This is a genomic window from Demequina silvatica, assembly GCF_000971215.1.
GTDB lineage: Bacteria > Actinomycetota > Actinomycetes > Actinomycetales > Demequinaceae > Demequina > Demequina silvatica.
The window spans coordinates 68,605-94,468 of sequence record NZ_BBMA01000008.1 but is presented as its reverse complement, the minus strand read 5'-3'; the positions used below and the strand labels follow the sequence as shown (position 1 = coordinate 94,468).

Genomic DNA, 25,864 nt, shown 5'->3' with positions numbered 1-25,864 from the left:
GGCGCGGGCTCACCCGCGCGAGCGGGCGCCCTTCTCCGCGTCCCGTGCCGCGTTCGCGACCCTGTCCGCCCAGCCGGCGAGGACGTCGGCCGCCACCCCGCTGCCCGCCGGCGCGTAGCGCTGGTCCTCGACCGCGGTGCGGAGGGCCGCGAGGGCGACCCGCGCATCGTCCCCCAGGTCGGGGCCCTCACCCAGGATCGCGAGCTCCGTCTCCGCCGGCGTGAGCGTCTCGTCGCCGGCGCGCGCGCCCAGCCGACGCGTCATCGACGCCCACGCGCTCTCGGCGTCCGTGATCGCGGCGGCGCCCCGGCGCGCCCGCCACCACAGCAGCCCCGTGCCGGCCGCCGCCGTCAGCACCAGGACGGCGACCAGCACCCACGACCCGGCGGTGCCCTGCTCGCCCGCGCCGGCCGCGGGGGCCGCGGACGGCTCGGCCGTCGGCAGCGGCCGCTCGGGCTGCGCGGTGGGCCGGGTGGTGTCGCGCACGTCGGGCACCGGCGGGGTGTCCTGCTGGTCGGGCGTCGCGTACATCGGGCGCTGGCCGGTCTGCACCGCGGGGGTCGGCTCGAAGCGGACCCAGCCGTGCCCGGGGAAGTACAGCTCGGGCCACGCGTGCGCGTCGCGGCCGCGCACCACGTAGCGGCCGTCGGCCTCCGCGCCGCCCAGGTACCCGATCGCCATGCGCGCCGGGATGTCGAGGGTGCGCGACATCACCACCATCGCGGTCGCGAACTGCACGCAGTAGCCGCGGCCGTCCGCGAGGAACGCGGACACCGCGTCGCCGCCCGACGGCGCGACGTCCGTCGAGTACTGGAAGTTGGGGCCGCGCAGGTACTCCTGCAGCAGCAGCGCGGTCTCGTAGCGGTCGGTGGCGGGCGACGTCACCGCCTCGGCGACCTGGCGCACCTTCTCGATGTCGATGCGCTCGTTGAGGTCGAGGTAGCGCGTGGGGACGGCGGAGTCGCCGCCCGAGGCGATGAGCCCGTCCGCGCCGCGCAGCGAGTCCTCGGTGTGGAAGTCGGCCGCCGAGCGCACGGTGTAGGTGAGGCCCACCGTCCCCTCGGGGCGCCCGATCAGCACCTCGTCGGTGGACGGGTCGTAGGTCCACTCGCTCCCGGCGGCGAGCGAACGGGGGCTCGAGGGGATGGGCACGCGCGTCTCCGCCGAGTCGCCGATCGCGATGGTGGCGGTGCTCGGCTCCGCGATCAGCGGGTCGGCGAGATCCTCGGGCCACAGGACGCCGGTGGCGGGCCGCATGTCGCCCTCCGGGTCGCGGTCCCAGCGGGTGCCGTCAAACGTGCCGAACGTGTACACCCGCAGCACGTCCAGCCGGCCGTCGCTCGAGGTGTACGTGAGGACGGGCTCGGAGGACTGCTCGGTCAGGGAGTGACGCAGGTCGATCTCGAGGTCGAGCCGCGACGCGCCGCCGAGCTCGGCGGGCAGCGTGAGGCGCGGCATCGCGCCCCACCCGGGGCCGCCGATGGCGAGCGGGGCGGCGATCAGCGCGACCAGGACCGTCGCCGCGGTCGCCGCGAGCGCGGCGACGGGCGGTGCGGGGGAGGCGCCGTCGCGCGCCCGGGCGCGCCAGGACCCGCGGTCGCTGCGCCGCGACAGGGCGATCACCGCGAGCCACGCGGCAAGCGCGAGCGCGAGCACCGCGGTGGGGACGCGCCGCTCGAGCGTGAGCGCGGGAAGCCAGGGCGCCAGCAGCAGGAAGCCCGCGGAGGCCGCGAAGCCGGCGCCCACCGCGATCGCGTCGATGGCGAGGAACAGCGCGACCACGGCCAGCGTGATGGCGCCCGCGAGGGACGCCTCGACCTCCGCCGGGGCGACGGTGTGCTGGGCGTACCAGACCGCGCGCTCGGCGACCAGGCGGATCCCGTCGAGAGTCTCGCCGCGCGGGAACCAGGACGTGCCGCCGTCCGCGGTCGGGACGTAGGCGACCACGATGAGCCACGCGCCCGCCAGGGCGCCGGCCGCCGTGGGAAGGAAGGGGCGGCCGGTGGCGAGCCGCGCGAGCACCACCACGGCGGCCGTGGCGGCGAGCACGGCGGCCATGGGGCGCAGCCAGTCGCCGAACACCACGAGCCCCGACAGGCCACCCACCCCGAGCCCGGTCGCGAGGGCGATCAGCGGCGTGGCGATGAGGCGCCACCGCCCGCCGTTCACAGCACCTCCTCGGCGAGCAGCCTCGCCCACGCGTCCTCGAGGCGCTCCGGCTCGATGGTGGCGATCGCGCGCCAGCCCGCGGCGGTGAGCGTCTGGACGGTGCGGTCGGCGCGGGAGCGTGCGGACTCCGGGGCCCGCACGATCGCCCACGCCCGCCCCGTCTCGCCCAGCGGCGCGAGGGCGCGCAGCGCCACGGACCCCGACGGCTCGATCACGGCGACCACCACGTCGCGGTGGCCGGGGTCGAGCCGGCCCGCGCCGGCCGCGATGAGCCGGTCGGCCTCCGCGGTGCTGTCGGTGGGGGCCAGGTCGACGGTGGAGTCGAGGATCGTGGCCCGCGCGGACTCCGCGGCGCGGCCGTGGGTGTCGTGCACCGACGTCTCCTGAGCGCCCGCGATGAGCCGCACCGGGTGCCCGGCCTCGACCACGGACAGCGCGACGGAGGCCGCCGCGGTGATGGCCCACTCGAGGCCCGTCGGAGCGGGAGGCAGCCCCAGCAGGATGGTCGCGGCGGTGCGCCCCTGCTGCTCCTCGGACCGCACCACCAGCGTGCCGCGGCGCGCGGACGAGGCCCAGTGCACGCGGCGGAGGTCGTCGCCGTCGCGGTAGTCCCGCAGCGACGCGTCGTCGGCCGCGGGGGTGCGGGCGCCCGCGTGCGCGCGGTCCGCGCTGCCCATGAGCTCGCCCGCGCTCGCGGCGAGGTCCACCACCGCGGGCCACACGGCGACCTCGGCCGCCGGCCCCACCGCGCGGTCGGACCAGGCGAGACCGAACGGGTCGGCTGCGCGGGCGAGCGCCGGGCCCAGCAGCCAGCGGCCGCGCCTCGACGGCTCGAGGCGGTAGCGCAGCTCCACGGTGCCGGCCCTGCGCGAGATCGCGGCGCGCGTCCCTGCGCCGCCCGTGAGCTCCGCGGCGGCCTGCTCGCGCAGCCGCATCGCGCGGGCCAGGGCGCCGCGCACCCCGACGCGCACGGTCACCTGCGCGGGCATGCCGGCGCTCAGGGTCGCGGGCACCACCTCGCGCGCGACGGCATGCACGCGCGCCCGGGTGGTGAGCACCTGCGCCACGATCCACGCGGCCGCGACCGCGGCGGCGGCGAGCACGGTCGCGCCGATGAGCACCAGGGGAGCGGATGCGAAGCCCACGCCCACGAGCAGGAGGGCGCCGCCGCCCGCGGCCAGGCCCACGCCGCGGGGCGTCACCACCGTCTCCGCGTCCTGATCGCGACGCATCGGGGCGGTCACGCGCCTCATCCGCGCGACAGCGCCTCGGGGGCGCGGGCCGCGGGCACCGCGACGCGCGCGAGGATGTCCTGGATCACGGCCTCCGCGGAACGGCCCGCGGCACGCGCCTGCGCCGCGGGGATCACGCGGTGGGCGAGCACCGGGACGGCGAGCGCCTTCACGTCGTCCGGAAGCACGTGGTCCCGACCCGCCATCGCCGCGCGCGCCTTCGCCGCGGCGAGCAGCTGCAGCGACGAGCGCGGCGACGCGCCCAGGCGCAGGTCCGGGCTCTCGCGCGTGCCCCGCACCACGTCCACCAGGTACTGCTTGACGGCGGGCGAGCCGTAGATGCCTCGCACGGTCGCGATCGCGCGCTCGAGGTCCGCGGCCGTCGCGACGGGCCGGACCTCCGCGAGGGGGTCGTGGCCGTCGTGGGCGTCGAGCATCGCGATCTCGTCGTCGGAGCTCGGGTACCCGACCGCGATGCGTGTCATGAAGCGGTCGCGCTGCGCCTCCGGCAGGGGGTAGGTGCCCTCCATGTCGATCGGGTTCTGCGTCGCGACCACCAGGAACGGCGCGGGCAGCGGCCGGGTCTCCCCGTCGACGGTGACGGCGCGCTCCTGCATCGACTCGAGCAGCGCGGCCTGCGTCTTGGGCGACGCGCGGTTGATCTCGTCCGCCACGACGATGTTCGCGAACACCGGGCCCGGACGGAACTCGAAGCGGTGCTCGTCGCCGCGGAACACGCTCACGCCCGTGACGTCGGACGGGAGCAGGTCCGGCGTGAACTGGATGCGGCCCACCGTGGTGTCGAGCGCGCGTCCCAGCGCGCGAGCCAGGGTGGTCTTGCCCACGCCGGGCACGTCCTCGAGCAGCAGGTGTCCCTCCGCGAGGATCGTCGCCAGCGTCGCATCCACCGCCTCGTCGAGACCGGACAGCACTGTCTGGAGCTGCGTGCGCACGCGCAGGGCCAGGTCGGCCACCTCGGCGAGCTGCGCGGCGGTCGGGACGGTCGTCGTCATGGTTCCCCTCTCCCTTGGTCCGAGCCTAGTTGAGCCATCGCGGCCCCGGCGATAGAGATTTCCCTCCACCGCTTCGTCTCTCGGACTACCTGGTGTTTTAGCGGAATCTAGCGAACTTTCTGCCCGTTTTCCGAGACATGTGGAGGGAAGTGGAGTAAAGTGGGGGCATCGGGAGGGACTGGGAGCCTGAGGGGAGGGGCCGATGTCTGAGAGCACGACGTTCGGCCTTGGGCCCACGGGTGTGTTCCTGGGCACCTTCACGCCGCGCCTGGATGACAAGGGGCGGCTGATCCTCCCGGCGAAGTTCCGCGGCCGGCTCGCCTCCGGGCTGGTCGCAACCCGCGGTCTCGACCGCTGCGTGTTCCTGTTCCCGCTGGACGAGTTCGCGCTCATCCACGAACGGCTGCGCCGCGCGCCGCTCGAGAACAAGGCGGCGCGGGATTACCTGCGCAGCTTCCTCGGGCACGCGAGCGACGACATCCCCGACAAGCAGGGCCGGATCCTGCTGTCGCAGCCGCTGCGCCGCTACGCGGGGCTCGAGCGCGACGTCGCCGTGGTGGGCATGGGCTCGCGTGTCGAGATCTGGGACGCGGAGAGGTGGGAGCAGTACCTCGAGGCCGGCGAGGACGCGTATGCGGAGACGGCGGCAGAGATCTTCGACGACATGTAGGAGCGCGTGCCCTGTGGCCTCCTCCCGGATCGCTCTGGCGGACTTCCCCCCGCCAGAGGAGCTCGGAGGGAGACCACGGGGCACGGGCGGCACCGGGAGAGGAGGGACGATGGGCGAGAACGGGAACGATGCGCGTGAGGACGCGGCGTCGCGGCACCGGCCGGTCATGCTCGAGCGCTGCGTCGACCTCCTCGCACCCGCGCTCGACCACGAGGGCGCGGTCGCGATCGACGGCACACTCGGGATGGGCGGCCACACCGAGGGCATCCTCGAGCGCTGCCCGCAGGCGCGCGTGGTCGGCATCGACCGCGACCCGCAGGCGATCGCGCTGGCCTCGGCGCGCCTCGCCCGGTTCGGCGACCGCTTCATCGCGCACCACGCCGAGTACGACGACATCCCCGGAGCCCTCGCGGCGGCCGGCGTCGCCCACGCCGACGGCATCCTGCTCGACCTCGGCGTGAGCTCGCTGCAGATCGACGACGCGGAGCGCGGCTTCTCCTACGCGCAGGACGCCCCGTTGGACATGCGCATGAACCCCGCGGATCCCGTCTCCGCGGCGGACCTGTTGCGCGACGCCGACGAGCGCGAGCTCGCGCGGATCCTGCGCGAGTACGGCGAGGAGCGCTTCGCTTCCAAGATCGCCCGGTCCATCGTGCGCCGCCGCGAGACGGCGCCGCTGACCCGGTCGGCCGAGCTCGTCGACCTCGTGCGCGCCTGCATCCCCGCCGCGACCCGCACGCCGGGCGCCGGCAACCCCGCGAAGCGCACCTTCCAGGCGCTGCGCATCGCCGTCAACCGGGAGCTCGAGGTGCTCGAGCGCGCGATCCCCGCCGCGATCGAGGGCGTCGGCGTCGGAGGGCGCGTGGTGGTGGAGTCGTACCACTCGCTCGAGGACCGCATCGTCAAGCGCGCGTTCGCCGAGGGCGCCGAGACCCAGGCGCCCCCCGGGCTGCCGGTGGTGCCCGAGTCGGCGCAGCCGTACCTCCGCCTCCTCACCCGCGGCGCCGAGAAGGCGTCGCCCGAGGAGGCCGAGTCGAACCCCCGTTCCAAGCCCGTCCGCCTCCGCGCGGCCGAGCGCCTCAAGGCCACCCCGCCCGAGCGTCTGAGGAGGACCGCATGAGCGCCGCACCCCTGCGCCAGCAGCGCGCCTACGCGCCGCGTCCCGAGGCGGCGCCCCGCCGCCAGCTGCGGGCCGTGTCCGCTCCCGACACGCCGCGCTCGCTGGCGCCGTTCGCGCTGCTGTGCATCGGGATCGTGCTCGCCGCGCTCGCCTCGGTGCTGCTCATCAACACGTCCATGGCGGAGGGCGCGTACGAGCGCCGCGACCTCAAGCTCGAGATCGCCGACCTCCACGTCCAGCAGGCCGCGCTCAACGAGACCCTCGACGGCAACGCCTCGCCGGCGAGCCTCGCGGACCGCGCGGCGCGCCTCGGCATGGCTCCCGCGTCCGCGCTCGGCACCGTGTCACTATCGGACGGCATGGTCCTCGAGACAGGGAAGAAGTAGACCGGATGCCTTCGCCCCGCGCGCCCCGCATGGCGGATCCGCGGTTGCGGCAGCGGATCCTCACTGTGGTCCTCCTCGCCGTGATCCTCGTGTTCGCCGCCCGGCTGGTGATGATCCAGGCCGTCAACGCCCAGTCCATCGCCAGCGAGGCCCTCGAGGAGCGGCTCGTCACCCGGGAGCTCTCCGTGCCGCGCGCCGACATCGTCGACCGCGACGGCGTGGTGCTCGCCACCTCCGTCGAGCGCTACAACGTGGGCGTCAACCAGGTGAAGATCCGCGACTTCGTGCGCACCGAGGACGGCGAGATCGTCGCGTCCGGACCCGCCGGCGCCGCGGAGATCCTCGCGCCCATCCTCGACATGGACCCCGACGAGCTGGGCGCCGCGATGGTGGGCGACAGCACGTTCGCGTACCTGGTCAAGGACATCTCGCCCGAGAAGTGGGAGCTCATCGCCGCGGAGAAGATCGTCGGCATCGAGCCCGAGCAGGTCGAGAAGCGCGTCTACCCGAACGATTCGCTCGCGGGCAACGTGGTGGGCTTCATGGGCGGCACCGCCGAGGGCACCGGCACGGTGGGCCTGACCGGCGTCGAGGCCGCCTACGAGGACGTGCTCGAGGGCACGCCGGGCGAGATCAAGTACGAGCGCGACTCGACCGGCGCCTACCTCATCCCCACCGGTGTCCAGGAGGAGACCGCCGCCGTCCCCGGCGAGGACGTGGTCCTCACCGTCGACCAGGACATCCAGTGGTACGCGCAGCAGCGCGCCCAGGAGGCGATCGCGGAGACCGGCGCGAGCCAGGCCACCGTGGTGGTGCAGGACACGCAGACGGGGGAGATCCTCGCGCTGGTGGACTCCGACTCGGTCGACCCGAACGACCCGGCGGCCTCCGACTCCGACGACCGCGGCGCGCGCTCCGTGTCGACCATCTTCGAGCCCGGCTCGACCGCGAAGGTCATCACCATGGCGGCCGCGATCGAGGAGGGCGTCGCGACGCCGCTCACGCACTTCACGGCGCCGTACAAGTACACGACCGCCAACGACCAGACGTTCACCGACTCCCACGAGCACGAGACGCAGAAGCTCACGCTGTCGGGCATCCTCGCGACCTCCTCCAACACCGGCACGGTCCAGGTGGGCGAGCTGATGAGCGCGGCGACCCGCGAGGAGTACCTGCGCAAGTTCGGCTTCGGCGAGACCACCGGGGTGGGCCTCTACGGCGAGTCGGCCGGCATCCTGCGCGACTGGGAGGACTGGGACGGCCGCACCACGTGGGGCGTGACGTTCGGCCAGGGCATCGCGGTCACCGCGCTCCAGGCGACCCAGGTGTTCTCCATCATCGCGAACGAGGGCGTCAAGCTGCAGCCCACCGTGGTGAAGGGCTTCACCGACGCCGACGGCACGTTCACGCCGCGCGAGACGGCGAAGTCCGAGCGGGTGGTGTCGAAGTCCACCGCCAACCAGGTGCTCACCATGCTCGAGGACGTCACCCAGGACGGAGGCACCGGCGTGCTGGCCCGCATCGACGGCTACCGCGTCGCGGGCAAGACCGGAACCGCGCAGGCCGCGGGTGCCGACGGCCGGCTCACGTCGATCGTCGCGTCCTTCATCGGCATCGCCCCGGCCGACGACCCGCGTATCGTCGTGTCCGTCATCCTGCGCGATCCGAAGACCGAGATCTGGGGCGGCACCACCGCCGCCCCCGTGTTCAAGGATGTGGCAACCTTTGCGTTGCAGTCCCTGCGGGTGCCGCCGTCCACGACGGAGCCCACGCTGTACCCGACCACCTGGAAGTGAGAATGCCGGACCTCTCGATGCGTCCCCACCGCGTCGCCGGCGCCCTGCTCAGCGCCATCGAGGCGCGCGTGGGCGCGGACCTGCACGGACCCGACGTGCGCGTGACCGGGGCCACCGTCGACTCCCGCGACGCCCGCCCGGGCGACCTGTTCTGCGCGCTGCCCGGCGAGAACGTCCACGGCGCGCGGTTCGCCGCGCAGGCCGTCGCGAACGGCGCGGCCGCCATCATCACCGACCACGAGGGCGCCGAGCTCTCGCTGGCCACCGGCGTGCCCGTGCTGGTGGTCACCCACCCGCGCCGCTCGGCGGCGCTCGCCGCCGCGGAGGTCTACGCCGACCCGTCCCGCGACGTCCCGCTGGTGGGCATCACCGGCACCAACGGCAAGACCACCACGTCCTTCCTGGTGGAGGGCGCGCTGCGCACCGTCCACGAGAAGGTGGGCCTGCTCGGCACCGTCGAGATGCGGATCGGCGACGAGTCCGCGCCCGCCGCCCGCACCACCACCGAGGCGCCCATGCTCCAGGGCCTGCTCGCGCGCATGCGCGAGGCCGGCGTGGGCGCGGCCGTCGCGGAGGCCTCGTCGCAGGCGATCGCGCTGGACCGGGTCACCGCCACCCGCTTCGCGGTGGTGCTGTTCACCAACCTCTCGTACGAGCACCTCGACTTCCACCACACCATGGAGGAGTACTTCGAGGAGAAGGCGCGCATCTTCACGCCCGAGTTCGCGGACCGCGCCGTGGTGCTCATCGACGACGAGTGGGGCCAGCGGCTGGTCGACGAGGTCTTCGTACCCGTCGAGACGGTCTCCACCCGCCCCGGGTCGCCCCGCGGCGACTGGAACGCGGTCGAGGCGTGGCCCACCGAGCGTGGCGGCATGCGGTTCGTGCTCGTCGCCCCCGACGCCTCGCGCCACGACGTCGACATCCCGCTGCCCGGCCTCATCAACGTCTCGAACGCGACCGGCGCGATCGTGGCGGCGCACGCGATGGGCGTCCCGCTGGCGGACGCGATCCGCGGCGTCGAGACCGCGCGCCCCGTGCCCGGCCGCACCGAGATCGTCACCACGCGCGACGCGGACACCCCCATGACGGTGGTCGACTACGCGCACACGCCCGACGGCATCGCGAGCGTCCTCGACGCGATGCGGCTCGTCACCCCCGGTCGTATCTTCATCGTGTTCGGCTGCGACGGGCTGCGGGACGACTCGAAGCGGCCGGGCCTCGGCACCGCCGCCGCGACGCATGCCGACGTGGTGATCGTCACCGACGAGAACCCCCGCACCGAGCCGCCCGAGCACATCCGCTCCCGGATCCTCGAGGGCGTCGACGCCGAGCGGCCGGACCGCCGCGACGTGCTCGAGATCTCGCCGCGCGCCGCCGCCGTCCAGGCGGCCGTGCGCATGGCCGGGCCCGAGGACACCATCATCGCCACCGGCAAGGGCCACGAGACCACGCAGGAGATCGACGGAGTGCACCACCCCTACACCGACGCGGGGGCCTTCCTCGACGCCCTGGCCGCCGTGCGCGAGGAGCGCGCGTGAGGCCCGTCACCGCCCAGTGGGTGGCGAACGCCGTGGGCGGCACGCTCGCCGCGGACGTCGACACGCTCGTCACGGGCGTCGAGAAGGACTCGCGCGCCATCGAGCCCGGCCACCTCTACGTCGCGTTCGTGGGGGAGCGGGTCGATGGCCACGACTACGTCCCGCAGGCCGTGGCCGCGGGCGCCGCGCTGTGCCTCGTGTCGGAGCCGGTGGACGCGCCGCACGTGCTGGTCGCGGACGTCCAGGCGGCGCTCGGCCTGCTCGCGCGCGCCTACCTCGCGCTGCTGCGCTCGGAGGGCCAGATCACCGTGATCGGCATCACGGGCTCCAACGGCAAGACCACCACCAAGGACCTGCTCGCGCAGTCCCTGCCCGACGTGGTCGCGCCGGTAGGCAGCTTCAACAACGAGATCGGCATGCCGCTCACGGTGCTGCGCGCCGACTCGACCACCCGCCACCTGGTCCTCGAGATGGGCGCCAGCGGGCTGGGCCACATCGCCTACCTCACCGACATCGCGCCGCTCGACGTCGCCGTCGCGCTCACCGTCGGCACCGCCCACATGGGGGAGTACGCGTCGCCCGACGACGTTGCGGTCGCGAAGAGCGAGATCGTGAAGGGCCTGGTCCCCGGCGGGGTCGCCGTGGTGAACGGGGACGATGCGCGGGTCGCCCCCATGGCCGCGCTGGCGGAGCGCTCGGTCACCTTCGGCGTGGGCCACGGCGACGTCGCCGCGCGCGGCGTCACCACCGAGCGCGGCCGCGCGTCGCTCGAGGTGGTGCTCGCCGGCGAGCCGCCGCGCGAGCTGCCGCGCCGCACGCTGTCGCTCGTGGGCGAGCACCACGTCACCAACGCGCTCGCCGCGCTCGCCGTGTGCCTCGAATGCGGGTTGGACCCCGACGAGGCGTGGCGGCGCGTGGCCGCCGCCGGGCCGGTCTCCGCGCACCGCATGGCCGTCACCGAGCGCCCCGACGGCGTCACCGTGATCGACGACGCGTACAACGCGTCCATCGAGTCCGTGCGCGCCGCGCTGCGCGCGCTCAAGCTCGTCGCCGAGGGCGGCCGCAGCATCGCGGTGCTCGGCGCGATCCTCGAGCTGGGGGACGCGTCGACGGAGATCCACGACTCGATCGGCACCGACGTGGTGCGCCTGCGGATCGACCGCACCATCATCGTCGGCGAGGGCGCGCGGGCCGCGTACGTCGGCGCGGTGCGCGAGGGGTCGTGGGGCGACGAGGCCGCCTACGTCGATACAATCGCCGAGGCGCGCGCGCTCCTCGAGGAGACGCTGCGGCCGGGGGACACGGTCCTCGTCAAGGCGTCCCACGGCTCCGGCCTGTGGGAGCTCGCCGATCAGCTCGTGGGAGGAGTCGGATGAAGGCGGTCGTGTTCGCGGCAGGGCTCGGAGTCCTGCTGTCACTCCTGGCGACCCCGGTGTTCATCCGGTACCTCACCCACCGCCAGTTCGGCCAGTTCATCCGCCAGGACGGTCCGGCGAGCCACCACGTCAAGCGCGGCACCCCCACCATGGGAGGCGTCGTCATCATCCTCGCCGCCGTCCTCGCGTGGCTGGGAGGCAACCTCCTCGTCGGCAGGGCGCCCAGCGCATCGTCCATGCTCGTCGTCTTCCTCATGGTGGGGCTCGGCCTGGTCGGCTTCCTCGACGACGCGATCAAGATCTCGCGCGAGCGCTCGCTGGGCCTCAAGGCACGTTGGAAGTTCCTGGGCCAGGGCGTGGTCGGCATCTCGTTCGGCATCCTCGCGCTCCAGTTCCCCGACGCGAACGGGGTGACCCCCGCGTCGTCCGCCGTGTCCTTCCTGCGCGACACGAACCTGGACTTCGCGATCTGGGGACCCACGATCGGCCTCATCCTGTTCGTGATCTGGTCCAACCTGCTCATCACGGCGTGGTCCAACGCGGTCAACCTCACCGACGGTCTCGACGGCCTCGCCAGCGGCACCGCGGTGATCTTCTTCGCCGCGTACGTGCTCATCGGGCTGTGGCAGATCAACCAGGCCTGCGGCGCCCCCGGCGCCGGCTCCACCTGCTACGAGGTCCGCGACCCGTGGGACCTCGCGATCCTCGCCGGCGCGATCGCCGGCGCCTGCCTGGGCTTCCTGTGGTGGAACGCGAGCCCCGCGAAGATCTTCATGGGCGACACCGGCTCGCTCGCGCTCGGCGGCGCGATCGCCGGCATGACCATGGTGACGCGGACGGAGCTGCTCGGCGTGATCGTCGGCGGCCTGTTCGTGCTGGTGGTGGCGAGCTCGGTCCTGCAGATCGGCTGGTTCAAGATCTCGGGCGGCAAGCGGCTGTTCAAGATGGCCCCCCTGCACCATCACTTCGAGCTGATGGGCTGGGGCGAGGTCACCATCGTGGTCCGGTTCTGGATCATCGCGGCGATGTTCACCGGGCTCGGCGTCGGGATCTTCTACGCGGAGTGGGTGGCATCGCTGTGACGGACCTGACGACCCTCGAGGGCCGTCGCGTGCTCGTCCTCGGGGTCGGCATCGCCGGCACCTCCGCGGCCGAGGTGACGCGCGAGCTCGGCGGGACCGCGGTCACCGTCGACGCCAACGGGGCCGCCGACCACCGCGACGTGACCGAGGTGGACCTCGCGACGTTCGACGTGGTGATGGCCTCGCCCGGCTTCGCGCCGCACTCCGACGCCGTGCGCGCGTGCGAGGCCGCCGGCCTGGAGATCTGGTCCGAGATGGAGTTCGCGTGGCGCGTGCGGCGCCCCGGCATCCCGTGGGTGATGGTCACCGGCACCAACGGCAAGACCACCACCACGCAGATGGTGGGTGCGATCGCCCGCGCGGGCGGCCTCGACGTGCGGGTCTGCGGCAACATGGGCATCCCCGTGATCCACGCCGCCCGCGAGGAGTCCGACCTGGTCGCGGTCGAGATCGCGAGCCTCCAGCTGCACTTCGCGCACACCATCTCCCCGCACGCGGCCGTGTGCCTCAACGCCGACGACGACCACACGGACTGGCACGGCAGCCTCGAGGCGTACCGCGCCGACAAGGCGAAGGTGTACCAGCACGTCCAGGTGGCGTGCGTGTACCCGGCGGCCGACGCGCTGGTCGAGTCGATGGTCGCGGACGCCGAGGTGGTCGAGGGGGCGCGCGCGATCGGCGTGACGCTCGGCTCGCCCGCCCCGTCGCAGCTGGGCGTGGTCGAGGGCCTGCTGGTGGACCGCGCCTTCGTGCCCGACCGCCACCGCGAGGCCGCGGAGCTGGGCGAGGTCGACGACCTCGCGCACCTGGTCGCCGGCGACGTGCCGCCGTACCTCGCCACCAACGCGCTGGCCGCGGCCGCGCTGTGCCGCGCCGTGGGCGTGCCGCCCGAGGCGGTGAGGGACGGGCTGCGCGCGTTCCGGCTCGACCACCATCGCACCGCCTGGGTGCGCGACCTCGACGGCGTCGCCTACGTCGACGACTCGAAGGCCACCAACGCCCACGCCGTCGAGGCGGCCTTCGGCGGGCGCGCGGACCGTTCGGTGGTGTGGATCGCCGGCGGGGTCGCCAAGGGCCAGGAGTTCTCCGCGCTGGTGCGCGCGATCGCGGGCCGCGTGCGGGCCGCGGTGCTCATCGGCGTGGACCAGGAGCCGCTCGCGACGGCCCTCGCGACACACGCGCCCGAGATACCCGTGGTGGCCGTGCCTCCGGGGGAGGATGTGATGAGCCGGGCGGCCCAGGCGGCCCGGGGGCTCGCGGAGCCGGGGGACACGGTGCTCCTGTCACCCGCGTGCGCATCGTTCGATCAGTTCCGCAGCTATGCGGACAGAGGAGAGGCGTTCACCAGGGCGGTGGAGGCGTGGGACCGCTAGGAGGTGGCATGACGGCGACTGCGGCACGGCCGGAGAGCACCGTCAGCGCCTGGCGGTCCCCTCTCACCTCGTACTACCTGCTCGCCTCCGCGACGGGGATCCTGGTGCTCGTGGGGCTCGCCGTGGTGCTGTCGAGCTCGTCGATCGCGTCCATCCGCACGTCGGAGGGCAACGCGTACGCGGGCTTCCTCACGCAGCTCATCGCGCTCGTGGTGGGCATGGCCGCGCTGATCGTCGGCTCGCGCCTGCCCATCACGTTCTGGCGACGCATCGCGCCGCTGGTGCTGTACGCGTCCATGGGCCTGCTGGTGCTCGTGTTCTTCGCCGGCGAGGCCGTGGGCGGCAACCAGGCGTGGATCCGCATCGCGGGCTTCAGCCTGCAGCCGTCGGAGATCGCGAAGCTGGGCCTCGCCCTCTACCTGGGCGTGGTGCTGTCGCGCTTCCGCGACCGCCTCACCAACCCCAAGCACATCCTGATGCCCGGCGGGCTGATGGCCGCGATCGTGCTCGCGCTGGTGCTGCTCGGTCGCGACATGGGCACCGCGATGGTGCTCGTGGTGGTGGTCGCGGTCGCGTTCTGGGTCGCGGGCGTGCCCGCGCGCTTCTTCGGGATCGCGGCCGCGGTGGGCGGCGCCGGGATCGTCGCGCTCATCTTCTCCGCGCAGTCCCGAGTCGACCGCATCCACCAGTGGGCCACCGGGTCCTGCACGGACACCGCCGAGTGCTGGCAGCAGACCCACGGCACGTGGGCGCTCGCCTCGGGCGGTCTGTGGGGCCTCGGGCCCGGCATGAGCCGCGAGAAGTGGGGCTGGCTGCCGGCCTCCGACAACGACTACATCTTCGCGATCATCGGCGAGGAGTTCGGCCTGCTGGGCACGCTGCTCATCCTCGCCGCCTTCGCGATGATCCTCATCGCGGTCACCCGCATCGTGACCCGCAGCACCGACCGGTTCGTGCAGATCGCGGGCGGCGCGATCGGCGCGTGGATCGTGGTGCAGGCCGTCATCAACATCGCGGTGGTCCTCGAGTTCCTGCCCGTCACGGGCGTGCCGCTGCCGCTCGTCTCCTCCGGAGGTTCGTCCCTCATCATGTCGCTGGCCGCCATGGGTGCCCTGCTCGCCTTCGCCCGCAACGAGCCCGGGGCCCCCGAGGCCCTCGCGGCGCGACCCTCCGTGGTGCGCCGCTCGCTCGCCGTGCTGTCGCGGGGGCGCCGTGGCTAGCCTGCTGCTCGCCGGCGGCGGCACCGCCGGGCATGTCAACCCGCTGCTCGCGACGGCCGCGACCCTGCTGGAGCGCGGCCACGACGTCACCGCGGTGGGCACCGCGGACGGCCTCGAGGCGGACCTGGTGCCGCGCGCGGGGGTCGACCTGGTCGAGATCGAGAAGGTGCCGTTCCCGCGCCGTCCCGACGCCGCCGCGCTGCGGTTCCCCGGGCGGCTGCGCCGCGCGATCCGCGCGTGCGAGGACGCGATCGACCGTGTGGGGGCCGATGCGGTGGTCGGGTTCGGCGGCTACGTGTCCACGCCCGTGTACCTGGCGGCGCGCCGCCGCGGGCTGCCCATCGTGGTGCACGAGGCCAACGCGAAGCCCGGCATCGCGAACAAGCTGGGCGCGCGCCTCACCGAGCGCGTCGCCGTGACGTTCCCCGGCACGCCGCTACGCCACGCGACCGTCACCGGCCTGCCTCTGCGGCCCGAGATCGAGGTGCTCGCGCGCACGCTCGCCGACCCCGACAGCCGCGCCCGCGCGGCCGCGCAGGCCCGCGAGTCGCGCGGGTGGGCGCCCGACGCCCACGTGCTGCTGGTGTTCGGCGGCTCGCTGGGCGCGGCGAGCCTCAACGCCGCGCTCGCGCAGGCGATCGGGACGCTCGTGTCGCACGGCGTGCACGTCATCCACCTCACGGGCAAGGGCAAGACCGAGGAGGCCTACCGCGCCCTCGCCGAGCTGCCCGCCCGCAGCCGCGCCATGTACGCGGTCTCCGAGTACGCGCACGACATGGCCGCCGCCTTCGCCGCCGCCGATGCCGTGGTGTGCCGCTCGGGCGCCGCGACGGTCTGCGAGATCGGGGCGCTCGGCCTGCCCGCGCTGTACGTCCCGCTGCCGCACGGCAACGGCGAGCAGGCGCTCAACGCCGCCTCCGCCGTCGAGGCGGGCGCCGCGGTGGTGATCCGCGACGCGGACCTGACCCCCGGCTCGCTCACGCTCCAGGCGGAGAGCATGCTGCTCGACGCTGACTCGCGCGCCGCGATGCGGGCCGCCGCGCGCGACATCGGCATCGCCGACGGAGCCGCGCGCCTCGCCGACCTGATCGAGGGCGCGCTGTGAGCGAGCGGATCCACTTCATCGGCGTGGGCGGCTCCGGCATGTCCGCCGTCGCGCGCCTCATCGCCGCCCGGGGCTACACCGTCTCCGGTACCAACCTCACCGAGACCGCCTACTTCGACGCGCTGCGCGAGGCCGGCATGGACGTCCAGCTGGGTCACGACGCCGCGCTGGTCGACGGCGCCGCCGCCGTGGTGGTCTCGACCGCCGTGCGCGAGACCAACGTCGAGCTGGCGCGCGCCCGCGAGCTCGGCATCCCCGTGTGGCACCGCTCCGAGGCGCTCGTGCGCGCGCTCGAGGGCCAGCGGCTCATCGCTGTCGCCGGCTCGCACGGCAAGACCACCACGTCCGCGATGGTCGCCCACGCGCTGCACGCGAGCGGCGTCGACGCGGGCTTCGCGGTGGGCGCGCGCGTGTTCGGCATCGAGGGCGCCGTCGCGGGCGGCTACGCCGGAACATCCGGCATCTCCGTGCTCGAGGCCGACGAGTCCGACGGTTCCTTCCTGCGCTACCGCCCCGAGGTCGCGATCCTGCTCAACATCGAGCCCGACCACCTCGACTTCCACGGCACCGTCGAGAACCTCCATCGCGCGTTCGCGGACTTCGCCGCGCAGTCGCGCACGGTGGTCGCGTGCGTGGACGATGCGGTGGTCAGGGGCCTTGTCGCTGACGCGCGGGCGCGGGGCGCCCGGGTGCTCACCTACGGCTCCGTCGGGTCGGGCGCCGACGCGGAGGTGGGGCCGGACGGCATCGCCTTCGAGGGGCGCACGGTGCCGCTCGCGGTGAGCGCGCCGGGCCACCACAACCGGCTCAACGCGACCGCCGCGTGGCTCGCCGCGCTCGAGGTGGGCGCGGACGCCGAGGCGGCCGCCGCATCGTTCTCCTCCTTCGCGGGGACCGGGCGCCGGTACCAGCTGCGCGGCGAGGCCGCGGGCGTGAGGGTCATCGACGACTACGCCCACCACCCGACCGAGGTCGCGGCGCTGCTCAAGGCGGCGCGCGACGGGGGAGCGGGGCGCATGGTGGTGCTGTTCCAGCCGGCGCTGTTCACGCGCACGCGCGACCACGCCGAGAACTTCGGGCGCGCGCTGTCCGTCGCCGACGCGGCGGTGGTGCTCGCGCCGGTGCACGGCGACCGCGAGGACCCGATCCCCGGCGTGTCGTCGGCGTCGATCGCGGCGCACGCGGTCATGCCCGAGGGCTCGACGCTCACGCTCGCCGAGGATCTCGAGGACGCCGCCCGGCTGGCCGCGGACGCGGCGCGGCCCGGCGACACGGTGTTCACGGTGGGCTCGGGCACGGTCACGCTGGCGGCCGACTGGATCCTCGCGCGGCTCGCGGAGCGCGATGTCTGAGGTCAGGCGCCCGCCGCGACCCTCGGCCCCCGTCAAGCGGGCGCCCGCGGCCCCGCCGGCCGCCCCCGCGGCCCCGCCCAGCGCTCCGTCCCCGCGCGTGGAGCGCCCGCGTACCGGCCCGGTCCCCGCCGGTCAGGTCGCGGCCGGCCGCCCCCGCTCGAGCGGGGTGCCCGTGACCGCGGAGACGGACGAGCTCGCGCGCGCCTGGCGCCGCGACGGCGCCGCCCGGCGACCCGCGGCGTCGACCGCGCCGACGCCCGACGTGTCGCGCCGTTCGCGCCTGGGCGGGCGGCTGCGTCGCCACGGCGCCCGCGGCGCGGAGGTGGCCGCCGAGCAGCTCGGCAACGTCACCCTGCGGCTCCAGACCCGGCTCAAGGAGCGCGCAGCGGCGCAGCGCCGGCTCTCGGCGATCGTGTGGGCGAGGCGCGCCGGCTACGTGCTGATCGCCGCCGTGCTCGCGTGGGTGGTGCTCGCGTCGCCCGTGCTCGCGCTCGACCCGGAGCAGGTGGAGGTCACCGGCTTCGGCACCGTGGTCGAGCCCGCGGACGTCGCCGAGGTGGTCGCGGCCCACGAGGGCCAGTCGCTCGCGACGCTGCCCTCGTCGCGCCTGGCCGACGAGCTGCGCGAGGTGCCCGGCGTGCGCGACGCCACCGTGGAGCGGGTGTGGCCGCGCGGCCTGGTGATCGAGCTCGTGTCGCGCGAGCCGGTCGCCGCGGTTCCGGCGGACGGCGGCTTCGACCTGCTCGACTCGGAGGCGACCCGCGTGGGCCACGTCGCGGAGGAGCCCGACCTGCTGCCCGTGGTCACGGTGCCGGTGGGCAAGGGCAACGAGCGGATCCTCGAGGCCGCGCTCGGGGTGGTGAACCAGCTGCCCGTCAAGCTCCGCAACCGCGTCGAGGACATCAGCGCGACGTCGGAGAACACCGTGACGTTCGTGCTGCGCAACGGGCCGGTGGTGGACTGGGGGAGCGCGGAGGATTCGGCGCTCAAGGCGCGCGTCCTGCAGGTGCTGCTCAAGTCCGACGAGGCCGCGGACGTCACCGAGATCGACGTCTCCGCGCCCACCCTGCCGACCACCAAGTCGGCCTGAGCGCGGACGGCGCGCCGCGCATCGTCCCCGCGCCGATAATTCTTCGCGACACGCGCGCGTGTCGGAGGCGGGTTCGGGCCGCGCGCCCGTACCTTCGTCAGTGAACGACTTGACATAACTATAACCCTCAACTTGAGGGTTAAGGTTGAAGGGACAGGCACATGGCCGCACCGCAGAACTACATCACGCACATCAAGGTCGTCGGCGTGGGCGGTGGCGGCGTCAACGCCGTGAACCGCATGATCGACGTCGGCCTCAAGGGCGCCGAGTTCATCGCGATCAACACCGACGCGCAGGCCCTGCTCATGTCCGACGCGGACGTGAAGCTCGACATCGGCCGCGAGCTGACCCGCGGCCTGGGCGCCGGCGCCGACCCCGAGGTGGGCAAGAAGGCGGCCGAGGACCACGAGGACGAGATCGCGGAGGCGCTGCGCGGCGCCGACATGGTGTTCGTCACCGCGGGCGAGGGCGGCGGCACCGGCACGGGCGGCGCGCCCGTGGTGGCCCGCATCGCGCGCTCGCTCGGCGCGCTGACCGTCGGCGTGGTGACCCGCCCGTTCGGCTTCGAGGGCCGCCGCCGCGCGGACCAGGCCGAGAACGGCATCGCGACGCTGCGCGACGAGGTCGACACCCTCATCGTCATCCCCAACGACCGCCTCCTCGACATCTCGGACTCCTCGCTGAGCGTGCTGGGCGCCTTCGCCGCCGCGGACCAGGTGCTCCAGGGCGGCGTGCAGGGCATCACCGACCTCATCACCACGCCCGGCCTCATCAACGTCGACTTCAACGACGTGAAGTCCGTGATGCAGGGCGCCGGCACCGCGCTCATGGGCGTGGCGAGCGCCCGCGGCGAGTCCCGCGCGCTCGAGGCCGCGGAGGGCGCGATCGCGTCGCCGCTGCTCGAGGCGTCGATCGAGGGCGCGCACGGCGTGCTGCTGTCGATCTCCGGCGGTTCCAACCTGGGTATCAAGGAGGTCGAGACCGCGGCCCGCCTGGTGCGCGAGGCGGCCCACCCCGAGGCGAACATCATCTTCGGAACGGTCATCGACGACTCGCTGGGCGACGAGCTCCGCATCACGGTCATCGCCGCCGGCTTCGACGGCGGCGCGCCGACCCACCGCACCCACGCGGGCGCGCTCGGCTCGATCGAGTCGGCGCCCGCGCCCAAGGCGGAGGCGCTCGAGCCCATCGACGCGCCGGTCGAGGCGGACGTGATCCCGGCGGCGCCCGTCGCGAAGGACCCCGCGCCGGCCACCGACGCGATCCCCGTGACGCCGCCGGCCCGCCCCGCGGCCGACGCGCTCGACGTGCCCGACTTCCTCCGGTAGGAGGGGGTGCTCGACGCCGGGCTGCCGGTCCGCGCGTTCTTCACCACGCGCGCCGGCGGCTCCTCGGCGGCGCCGTACGACTCGCTCAACGTCGCCACCCACGTGGGCGACAGCCCGGAGGCGGTCGCGCTCAACCGCGCGACCGTCTCCGCGCTCGCGGGCGCGCCCGTGTCCTTCCTCCACGCCGAGCACGGCATCCGCGTCGCCGAGGTGACGGTGCCGGGGGAGGACCCGCCGGTCGCGGACGTGCTGGTCACCCGCACCCCGGGCGTCGCGATCGGCGCGATCGCCGCGGACTGCGTGCCCGTGCTGCTGCACGACGCCGCCACCGGCGCCGTCGCCGCCGTGCATGCCGGGCGCGAGGGCGTCCGGATGGGCGCCGTCGACGCGGCCGTGGCCGCTCTCCTCGACCTGCGCACGCCCGCGCAGCGGCGCGACCGTCGCGGCATGGCGGCGAGCATCGGTCCCGCGATCTGCGGCCGCTGCTACGAGGTGCCCGAGGAGATGCGGGACCAGGTCGCGTCCCGCCACCCGACCGCGCGCTCTGTCACGCGCGCGGGCACCCCGGCGCTCGACCTGCCGCGCGCGATCGAGACGCGGCTGGGGGAGCTGGGCGTCGCCGACGTGCTCCGGCACCGCGCGTGCACCCTCGAGGACCCGACACTGTTCTCCCATCGCCGCGACGGCGTCACGGGAAGGCACGTGGGCGTGATCGTCTGCGGCGTGTCGGTCCGCTGACCAGGGCGATCACGGCCCTACCGTGAAGACGTTGTCCAGCACCACGACCAGGGGGTCATGATGAGCGCACTGCGCAAGGCGATCCAGTACCTCGGCTTCGACGTGAACGAGCAGGAGGAGTACGGCTACGCCGACCGCGAGCCCGAGCTCGCGCCCGTGACCAACCTGCACGACGTCTCCGAGGTCAAGCAGCACGGCCCCAAGTCGGCGCCCGTCAGGGCGGTGCGCGCGCCCCGCGAGTCCGCCGCGCCCGCGCACGACCTGCGCCGCATCCAGACCATCAAGCCGCGCAGCTACAACGACGCGCGACTGATCGGCGAGGCGTTCCGTCAGGGCGTGCCCGTCATCATGAACCTCACCGAGATGACCGACGCGGACGCCAAGCGCCTCGTCGACTTCTCCGCGGGCCTGTCCTTCGGTCTCCACGGCTCGATCGAGCGCGTCACCACCTCGGTGTTCCTGCTGTCGCCCGCGCACGTGGAGATCGGCATCGACGAGGAGCCCCAGCAGGACCAGGCGTTCTACAACCAGGCCTGACCCTCGCGGTAGGCTCGACGCGTGTCCTTCATCCTTGGCGCGCTCCAGTTCGTGCTGTTCCTGTTCATGATGGCGCTGCTCGCGCGCATCGTCATCAGCCTCGTGCTCGTGTTCGCGCGCGACTGGCGCCCCACGGGCGCGGCGCTGGTCGCGGTCGAGGGCGTGCTCACCGCGACCGACCCGCCCATCAAGGCGGTGCGCCGCGTGGTGCCGCCGCTGTCGCTCGGCCAGGTGCGCATCGACCTCGCGTTCCTCATCGTGTTCCTCGCGGTCTCGCTGCTCTACCAGGGCGTGGGCTACGTGGCCTTGGGCGTCTGATCCCGCGCTCTCAAGTGCGTGCCGATACACATGTCGGTACAGTGACGAAATATCCGTACGGCCGGTACACCGGCCCCTATACCGCGTGAGGTGGAAGTCGATATGGCATTGCTCACCGCCGAGGACGTCCTCAACAAGGCCTTCTCCAAGACCAAGTACCGCGAGGGCTTCGACCAGGACGAGGTGGACGACTTCCTCGACGAGGTCGCCGCCACGATCGCCCAGCTCACCCAGGAGCGCGACGAACTCGCCGCGCAGCTCGAGCAGGGCGGAGGCGCGCCCGCCGCGGCGCCCGCCCCCGAGCCGACGCCCGAGACCGGCCTGCTCCAGGCCGCGACCGACCCGACGCCCCCGACCCCGACCGGCATGCTCGCCATGGCGCAGAAGCTGCACGACGAGTACGTGCAGGCCGGCGAGGAGGAGAAGGAGCGCCTGATCGAGGAGGGCAAGGCGAAGGCCGAGTCCATCGTCGAGCGCGCCGAGACCGACGCCGCGGCCCGCATGGACGAGCTCAACTCGGAGCGCTCGCTGCTCGAGTCGAAGATCGACGACCTGCGCCGCTTCGAGCGCGACTACCGCGCCCGCCTCAAGTCCTACCTGTCCAACCTGCTCGACGACCTCGACCACGCCGAGGGCACCGCGCCCGCGCCGGTCGCGACGTTCGTGGGCGAGGACACCATGGGTGACGCGACCGTGGACGTCACGGACGAGGCCCCCGCCGATGACGAGGCGGCGGTCGAGGAGACCGGCTCCGAGGAGTCCGCGGAGGAGTCCGCCGAGGAGGGCGAGGAGCAGCAGGAGGACGGCGAGGAGCCGCACCCGTTCGCTCCCGTCACCGGCATGACGCCCAAGCTGGCGGAGCAGCCGTACCAGCCGCAGTCGACCCAGTTCGGCACGCCGTACACGCCGCAGAGCCCGTGGGGCAAGCCGGCCGAGGGCGACGAGAACAAGCAGGACTGACGCTCGCGACACGCAGGGCGCCGCGCCGCAGGGCGCGGCGCTTTGCTATGTGCTCCCAGGGGGACTACCCTCCTTTCACCAGGCAGAGACGAGGACGATCATGAGCAGCACCGATGTGACCATCGTGGTGGTGGATCCCGCCGAGCTGAAGCCGGCGGATGCCAAGCAGCTTCCCGTGCGTGAAGGCGACGAGGCCTGGAAGATCGCGGACCTCCGTCAGATCGTCGAGGTGCTCAACAGCGACGTCGAGCGCCTCGTCACGGAGCTGGGCGTGACCGAGCACGAGCTCGACGACCTCCTGCACACGTCCGAGGGCGCGGGCGACGACCAGGCGGACGCCGGGTCGACCGCTCTCGAGCGCGAGCAGGAGATGTCGATCGTCAACAACACGCGCGACATGCTCGAGCAGAGCGTCGACGCGCTGCGCCGCATCAAGAAGGGCAACTACGGCGTGTGCCAGTCCTGCGGCCAGGGCATCGGGCGGGCTCGCCTCATGGCGTTCCCGCGCGCGAACCTGTGCGTGACGTGCAAGCAGCGCGAGGAGCGCCGTTGACCTGGAGGCCGGCGTTCTGGCTGTTCGCCGCGGGCGTGGTCGCGCTCGATCAGCTCACCAAGCAGTGGGCTCTCGAGGCGCTCGAACCGTACGTCGAGCATCCGGTCATCGGTGACCTCCTGTCGATCCAGCTGGTCTTCAACTCCGGGGCGGCGTTCAGCCTCGGCGACGAGTCCACCTGGATCCTCACCATCATCGCGCTGGTCGTCACCGCGGGCATCGTGGTGTACGGCCGGCGTGCCCAGGCACGTTGGGCCGCGGCCGTGTTCGGCATCGCGCTCGGCGGCGCCGTGGGCAACCTCATCGACCGCCTGTTCCGCGAGCCTTCCTTCGGCGAGGGCCACGTGGTCGACATGATCAACTACGCCGACCAGTTCGTGGGCAACGTCGCGGACATCGCGATCGTGGGCGCCGCGATCTGGATCGTCATCGCCGGGCTCATGTCGAAGCCGATCCTGGTGTCGGGGGACGATGCGGCGGCCGGGTCCGCGGAGACGTCCGGCGAGGCGCCGGGAGACGCCGCGGAGCCCTCCACCGACGACGCGTCGCGCCGTGGCTGACACCCGTTACCTGCCGGTTCCCGACGCGCTCGTGGGCGAGCGCGCCGACGCGGCGCTCGCCCGCATGCTGGGCATGTCGCGCACCAAGGCCGCGGAGATCCTCGACGGCGACCACGTCATGCTCGAGGGCCGGACGGTGGGGCGGTCCGACCGCCTCGCCGACGGCATCCTCGCGGTCGACATCCCCGACGAGCGTCCGGCCGCGCCCGAGCCGCCCATCCCGGGCGGGCTCACGGTCGCCTACGAGGACGAGGACGTCGTGGTGGTGGACAAGCCCATCGGCGTCGCCGCGCACCCGTCGCCCGGCTGGACCGGGCCCACCGTGGTCGGCGCGCTCACGGGCGCCGGCTACCGGCTCGCGGAGGCGGGGCCGCCCGAGCGGCAGGGGATCGTGCACCGGCTCGACGTCGGCACGTCCGGCCTCATGGTGGTGGCGCGGACCGTGCCCGCGTACTCGTTCCTCAAGCGCGCCTTCAAGGAGCGCGCGGTCGAGAAGATCTACCACGCGGTCGCCCAGGGCCACCTGGACCCGACGGCGGGCACCATCGACGCGCCCATCGGCCGTCACCCCAGCTCGGATTGGAAGTTCGCGGTGGTGGAGGGCGGCAAGCCGTCCGTGACCCACTACGAGGTGCTCGAGATGTTCCCCAGCGCCTCGCTGCTGGAGATCCACCTCGAGACGGGCCGCACCCATCAGATCCGCGTGCACATGGCCGCCATGCGCCACCCGCTCGCGGGCGACCTCACGTACGGCGCGGATCCGACGCTCGCGAAGAGGCTGAACCTCACGCGCCAGTGGCTGCACGCGCACGAACTGGCGTTCGAGCACCCGACCCGGGGCGGCGAGGTGCGCGTGACGTCGACGTACCCCGATGACCTTACCGCGGCGCTGGAGGTCCTGCGTGGCTGAGCTGCGCGTCGAGACGGTGCGCACCCCCGCGCAGCTCGAGGACGCGATGCGGGTGCGCTTCGCGGTGTTCGTCGACGAGCAGGGCGTCGCGGCGGACTCCGAGCGCGATGCGCAGGACGACGACCCCCGCACCGTGCACGTGGTCGCCTACGCCGCGGACGGCGACGTGCTCGGCACCGGCCGCCTACTCGCGCCCCACACCGACGACTTCCACGCCGACCACGGCGCGATGGACTCGGCGAACCCGCACATCGGCCGCCTCGCGGTCACCGCCGCGTCGCGCGGCACGGGTGCGGGGCGGGCGCTCATGGAGGCGCTGGAGGCGGAGGCGCTCGCGCGTCATGGGGTCGACGGCCGCGTGCGGGTCGAGCTCAGCGCTCAGGATCAGGCGATGCCGTTCTACGCGCGGCTCGGCTACGTCGCGCATGGCGACGGCTATCTCGACGAGGGCATCCCGCACCACGACGCCTACAAGGACCTGCTCGAGTCCTAGGAGAGGGCGTCGAGCAGCGCGAGGCTCGCGGCGACGATCGCCTCCCGCGCCTGGTCGTCGCCGAGCGCGGGCTCACCGTCGCCCGGCTGCGCGCCGTACGAGCCGAACTGCGCGTGCACCGCGCCCTCGACCTGCGTGAACACCGCGGACGCCGGCAGGTCCGCCGCCGAGTCCTCGATGTCGGACGGCGTCGCGAGCCCGTCGTTCGAGCCCGACACGGAGGCCACGGCGCCTGCGAAGCCGGACATGTCGCCGGCGGGGTAAGACGCCCACAGCAGCAGCCCGTCGGCGCCGTCCGCGTCCGCGTCGAGCGCCGCGACGGTGCCGCCGAGCGAGTGGCCGCCGACCGCCCACACGCCTCCGCGCTCGTCGGCGATCGGCCCCGACGCACCCACCGTCAGGAAGGCGATGCCGAGCGGCTCCTTGACGATCACCACCGGGTGGCCCGCCTCGGCGACCTCCCGCAGATGCGCGGCGTACGCGCGCGGGTCCACGCGCGCGCCGGGATAGAACACCAGCCCGGCACCGGTCGCGCCCGCGGCGGGCTCCATCTCGATCCTGGTCGCCGTCTCCGTCACGGTGACCGTGCCGTCCGACGCCATCGCCGCGAGAGCGGGCTCCGTGGCGGAGAACGGCCGCAGCCACGCGAGCAGCGCGATCCACGCGAGGGTGGCGAGGATCCCCGCCACCCGGGCGAGGAGCAGCACCGCGCCGCCTGCGCGACGGGCGCGGCGCCAGCGCCACAGCGTGAGCGCGCCGAGCACCGCGGTGACGGCGAGCAGTACGGCGTACGTCGGGTGCCCGTGCACCACCCCGCCCCACGACGTTGCCGCGAGGATCGCCGGCACCACCACCGCGAGCCCGGCCAGCACGCGGATGGTCCAGGCCTCCCAGGCGGGGGAGGTGCGGGGAGCGTCGGGTGCGGCGGCGGATGTCATGGCA

Annotated in this window: 25 protein-coding genes; 21 read left to right on the top strand and 4 right to left on the bottom strand. The window is 73.9% G+C overall.

The genetic code is table 11. The annotated features are described in order from the left end of the window. Nucleotides 1–9: 9 nt before the first annotated feature. From AOM05_RS11710 to AOM05_RS11700, 3 genes are read right to left on the bottom strand one after another with little or no spacing between them, the layout of a single operon-like run. The gene (locus AOM05_RS11710) at nt 10–2,169 is read right to left on the bottom strand and encodes a transglutaminase TgpA family protein (protein ID WP_062522451.1); all 2,160 of its coding nucleotides are present in this window, start codon (nt 2,167–2,169) and stop codon (nt 10–12) included. Continuing rightward, nucleotides 2,166–3,413, bottom strand: a complete 1,248-nt coding sequence (locus AOM05_RS11705) for a DUF58 domain-containing protein (RefSeq protein ID WP_062522449.1) — start codon at nt 3,411–3,413, stop codon at nt 2,166–2,168. The genes AOM05_RS11710 and AOM05_RS11705 overlap by 4 nt, the downstream gene beginning before the upstream one ends. A gap of 5 nt (nt 3,414–3,418) precedes the next feature. Beyond that, the gene (locus tag AOM05_RS11700) at nt 3,419–4,414 is read right to left on the bottom strand and encodes an AAA family ATPase (protein WP_062522447.1); all 996 of its coding nucleotides are present in this window, start codon (nt 4,412–4,414) and stop codon (nt 3,419–3,421) included. A gap of 241 nt (nt 4,415–4,655) precedes the next feature. Here AOM05_RS11700 and mraZ point away from each other — a divergent pair, with 241 nt between their 5' ends. The 21 genes from mraZ to AOM05_RS11595 all read left to right on the top strand — a co-directional run bounded on the left by mraZ (nt 4,656) and on the right by AOM05_RS11595 (nt 24,922). Next, nucleotides 4,656–5,084 (top strand): division/cell wall cluster transcriptional repressor MraZ, encoded by a 429-nt coding sequence (mraZ, locus tag AOM05_RS11695; protein ID WP_062522445.1) that lies wholly within the window; start codon nt 4,656–4,658, stop codon nt 5,082–5,084. 109 nt (nt 5,085–5,193) lie between these two features. Next, nucleotides 5,194–6,204: a 16S rRNA (cytosine(1402)-N(4))-methyltransferase RsmH gene (rsmH, locus tag AOM05_RS11690; RefSeq protein ID WP_062522443.1), complete on the top strand. Its 1,011-nt coding sequence runs from the start codon at nt 5,194–5,196 to the stop codon at nt 6,202–6,204. Then, nucleotides 6,201–6,590: a cell division protein FtsL gene (ftsL, locus tag AOM05_RS14310; protein WP_062522437.1), complete on the top strand. Its 390-nt coding sequence runs from the start codon at nt 6,201–6,203 to the stop codon at nt 6,588–6,590. The genes rsmH and ftsL overlap by 4 nt, the downstream gene beginning before the upstream one ends. A 5-nt stretch (nt 6,591–6,595) precedes the next feature. Beyond that, on the top strand, nt 6,596–8,386 hold the full coding sequence (locus AOM05_RS11680) for a peptidoglycan D,D-transpeptidase FtsI family protein (protein WP_228373288.1): 1,791 nt from the start codon (nt 6,596–6,598) through the stop codon (nt 8,384–8,386). Between the two features lie 2 nt (nt 8,387–8,388). Next, nucleotides 8,389–9,927, top strand: coding sequence for a UDP-N-acetylmuramoyl-L-alanyl-D-glutamate--2,6-diaminopimelate ligase (locus AOM05_RS11675; protein ID WP_156165166.1), 1,539 nt, complete (start codon nt 8,389–8,391; stop codon nt 9,925–9,927). Next, entirely contained in the window at nt 9,924–11,303 is a 1,380-nt protein-coding gene (locus AOM05_RS11670; protein WP_062522432.1) for a UDP-N-acetylmuramoyl-tripeptide--D-alanyl-D-alanine ligase, read from the top strand. The genes AOM05_RS11675 and AOM05_RS11670 overlap by 4 nt, the downstream gene beginning before the upstream one ends. Then, on the top strand, nt 11,300–12,385 hold the full coding sequence (gene mraY, locus AOM05_RS11665; protein WP_062522430.1) for a phospho-N-acetylmuramoyl-pentapeptide-transferase: 1,086 nt from the start codon (nt 11,300–11,302) through the stop codon (nt 12,383–12,385). Before AOM05_RS11670 ends, mraY begins: the two co-directional genes overlap by 4 nt. Then, complete coding sequence (gene murD, locus AOM05_RS11660; protein WP_062522427.1) at nt 12,382–13,758, top strand: UDP-N-acetylmuramoyl-L-alanine--D-glutamate ligase; 1,377 nt, start codon at nt 12,382–12,384, stop codon at nt 13,756–13,758. Before mraY ends, murD begins: the two co-directional genes overlap by 4 nt. 8 nt (nt 13,759–13,766) lie before the next feature. Continuing rightward, a complete protein-coding gene (locus AOM05_RS11655; protein WP_062522425.1) occupies nt 13,767–14,978 on the top strand; it encodes an FtsW/RodA/SpoVE family cell cycle protein in 1,212 nt (403 codons plus the stop codon). Next, entirely contained in the window at nt 14,971–16,083 is a 1,113-nt protein-coding gene (locus tag AOM05_RS11650) for a UDP-N-acetylglucosamine--N-acetylmuramyl-(pentapeptide) pyrophosphoryl-undecaprenol N-acetylglucosamine transferase (RefSeq protein WP_228373287.1), read from the top strand. The genes AOM05_RS11655 and AOM05_RS11650 overlap by 8 nt, the downstream gene beginning before the upstream one ends. After that, nucleotides 16,080–17,435, top strand: coding sequence for a UDP-N-acetylmuramate--L-alanine ligase (gene murC, locus AOM05_RS11645; protein ID WP_062522423.1), 1,356 nt, complete (start codon nt 16,080–16,082; stop codon nt 17,433–17,435). The genes AOM05_RS11650 and murC overlap by 4 nt, the downstream gene beginning before the upstream one ends. A gap of 172 nt (nt 17,436–17,607) precedes the next feature. Then, complete coding sequence (locus tag AOM05_RS11640) at nt 17,608–18,525, top strand: cell division protein FtsQ/DivIB (RefSeq protein ID WP_062522421.1); 918 nt, start codon at nt 17,608–17,610, stop codon at nt 18,523–18,525. Nucleotides 18,526–18,686: 161 nt separating this feature from the next. Next, nucleotides 18,687–19,853, top strand: coding sequence for a cell division protein FtsZ (ftsZ, locus tag AOM05_RS11635; protein WP_062522420.1), 1,167 nt, complete (start codon nt 18,687–18,689; stop codon nt 19,851–19,853). A 6-nt stretch (nt 19,854–19,859) separates the two neighbouring features. After that, the gene (locus AOM05_RS11630; RefSeq protein ID WP_062522418.1) at nt 19,860–20,591 is read left to right on the top strand and encodes a purine nucleoside phosphorylase YfiH/LACC1 family protein; all 732 of its coding nucleotides are present in this window, start codon (nt 19,860–19,862) and stop codon (nt 20,589–20,591) included. A 57-nt stretch (nt 20,592–20,648) separates the two neighbouring features. Then, a complete protein-coding gene (locus AOM05_RS11625) occupies nt 20,649–21,128 on the top strand; it encodes a cell division protein SepF (protein WP_062522417.1) in 480 nt (159 codons plus the stop codon). 21 nt (nt 21,129–21,149) lie between these two features. Continuing rightward, the gene (locus AOM05_RS11620) at nt 21,150–21,446 is read left to right on the top strand and encodes a YggT family protein (protein ID WP_082097488.1); all 297 of its coding nucleotides are present in this window, start codon (nt 21,150–21,152) and stop codon (nt 21,444–21,446) included. A gap of 102 nt (nt 21,447–21,548) precedes the next feature. Continuing rightward, nucleotides 21,549–22,406, top strand: coding sequence for a DivIVA domain-containing protein (locus AOM05_RS14645; protein ID WP_156165164.1), 858 nt, complete (start codon nt 21,549–21,551; stop codon nt 22,404–22,406). A gap of 100 nt (nt 22,407–22,506) precedes the next feature. Further along, nucleotides 22,507–22,959, top strand: a complete 453-nt coding sequence (locus AOM05_RS11610) for a TraR/DksA family transcriptional regulator (RefSeq protein ID WP_082097487.1) — start codon at nt 22,507–22,509, stop codon at nt 22,957–22,959. Then, nucleotides 22,956–23,519, top strand: coding sequence for a signal peptidase II (lspA, locus tag AOM05_RS14025; RefSeq protein ID WP_169746754.1), 564 nt, complete (start codon nt 22,956–22,958; stop codon nt 23,517–23,519). The genes AOM05_RS11610 and lspA overlap by 4 nt, the downstream gene beginning before the upstream one ends. Then, on the top strand, nt 23,512–24,429 hold the full coding sequence (locus AOM05_RS11600; protein ID WP_062522415.1) for an RluA family pseudouridine synthase: 918 nt from the start codon (nt 23,512–23,514) through the stop codon (nt 24,427–24,429). The genes lspA and AOM05_RS11600 overlap by 8 nt, the downstream gene beginning before the upstream one ends. After that, entirely contained in the window at nt 24,422–24,922 is a 501-nt protein-coding gene (locus AOM05_RS11595; RefSeq protein ID WP_228373286.1) for a GNAT family N-acetyltransferase, read from the top strand. The genes AOM05_RS11600 and AOM05_RS11595 overlap by 8 nt, the downstream gene beginning before the upstream one ends. Here AOM05_RS11595 and AOM05_RS11590 read toward each other — a convergent pair. Continuing rightward, entirely contained in the window at nt 24,919–25,860 is a 942-nt protein-coding gene (locus AOM05_RS11590; protein ID WP_062522411.1) for an alpha/beta hydrolase, read from the bottom strand. The two genes, AOM05_RS11595 and AOM05_RS11590, sit on opposite strands and share 4 nt — an antisense overlap. Nucleotides 25,861–25,864: the final 4 nt, after the last annotated feature.

Excerpts from the sequence above, each read along its gene's own strand:
- AOM05_RS11700 (WP_062522447.1), bottom strand. The coding sequence starts at position 4,414 with ATGACGACGACCGTCCCGACCGCCGCGCAGCTCGCCGAGGTGGCCGAC.
- rsmH (WP_062522443.1), top strand. The coding sequence starts at position 5,194 with ATGGGCGAGAACGGGAACGATGCGCGTGAGGACGCGGCGTCGCGGCAC.
- ftsL (WP_062522437.1), top strand. The coding sequence starts at position 6,201 with ATGAGCGCCGCACCCCTGCGCCAGCAGCGCGCCTACGCGCCGCGTCCC.
- AOM05_RS11680 (WP_228373288.1), top strand. The coding sequence starts at position 6,596 with ATGCCTTCGCCCCGCGCGCCCCGCATGGCGGATCCGCGGTTGCGGCAG.
- AOM05_RS11675 (WP_156165166.1), top strand. The coding sequence starts at position 8,389 with ATGCCGGACCTCTCGATGCGTCCCCACCGCGTCGCCGGCGCCCTGCTC.
- mraY (WP_062522430.1), top strand. The coding sequence starts at position 11,300 with ATGAAGGCGGTCGTGTTCGCGGCAGGGCTCGGAGTCCTGCTGTCACTC.
- AOM05_RS11655 (WP_062522425.1), top strand. The coding sequence starts at position 13,767 with ATGACGGCGACTGCGGCACGGCCGGAGAGCACCGTCAGCGCCTGGCGG.
- ftsZ (WP_062522420.1), top strand. The coding sequence starts at position 18,687 with ATGGCCGCACCGCAGAACTACATCACGCACATCAAGGTCGTCGGCGTG.
- AOM05_RS11625 (WP_062522417.1), top strand. The coding sequence starts at position 20,649 with ATGATGAGCGCACTGCGCAAGGCGATCCAGTACCTCGGCTTCGACGTG.
- AOM05_RS14645 (WP_156165164.1), top strand. The coding sequence starts at position 21,549 with ATGGCATTGCTCACCGCCGAGGACGTCCTCAACAAGGCCTTCTCCAAG.
- AOM05_RS11610 (WP_082097487.1), top strand. The coding sequence starts at position 22,507 with ATGAGCAGCACCGATGTGACCATCGTGGTGGTGGATCCCGCCGAGCTG.
- AOM05_RS11590 (WP_062522411.1), bottom strand. The coding sequence starts at position 25,860 with ATGACATCCGCCGCCGCACCCGACGCTCCCCGCACCTCCCCCGCCTGG.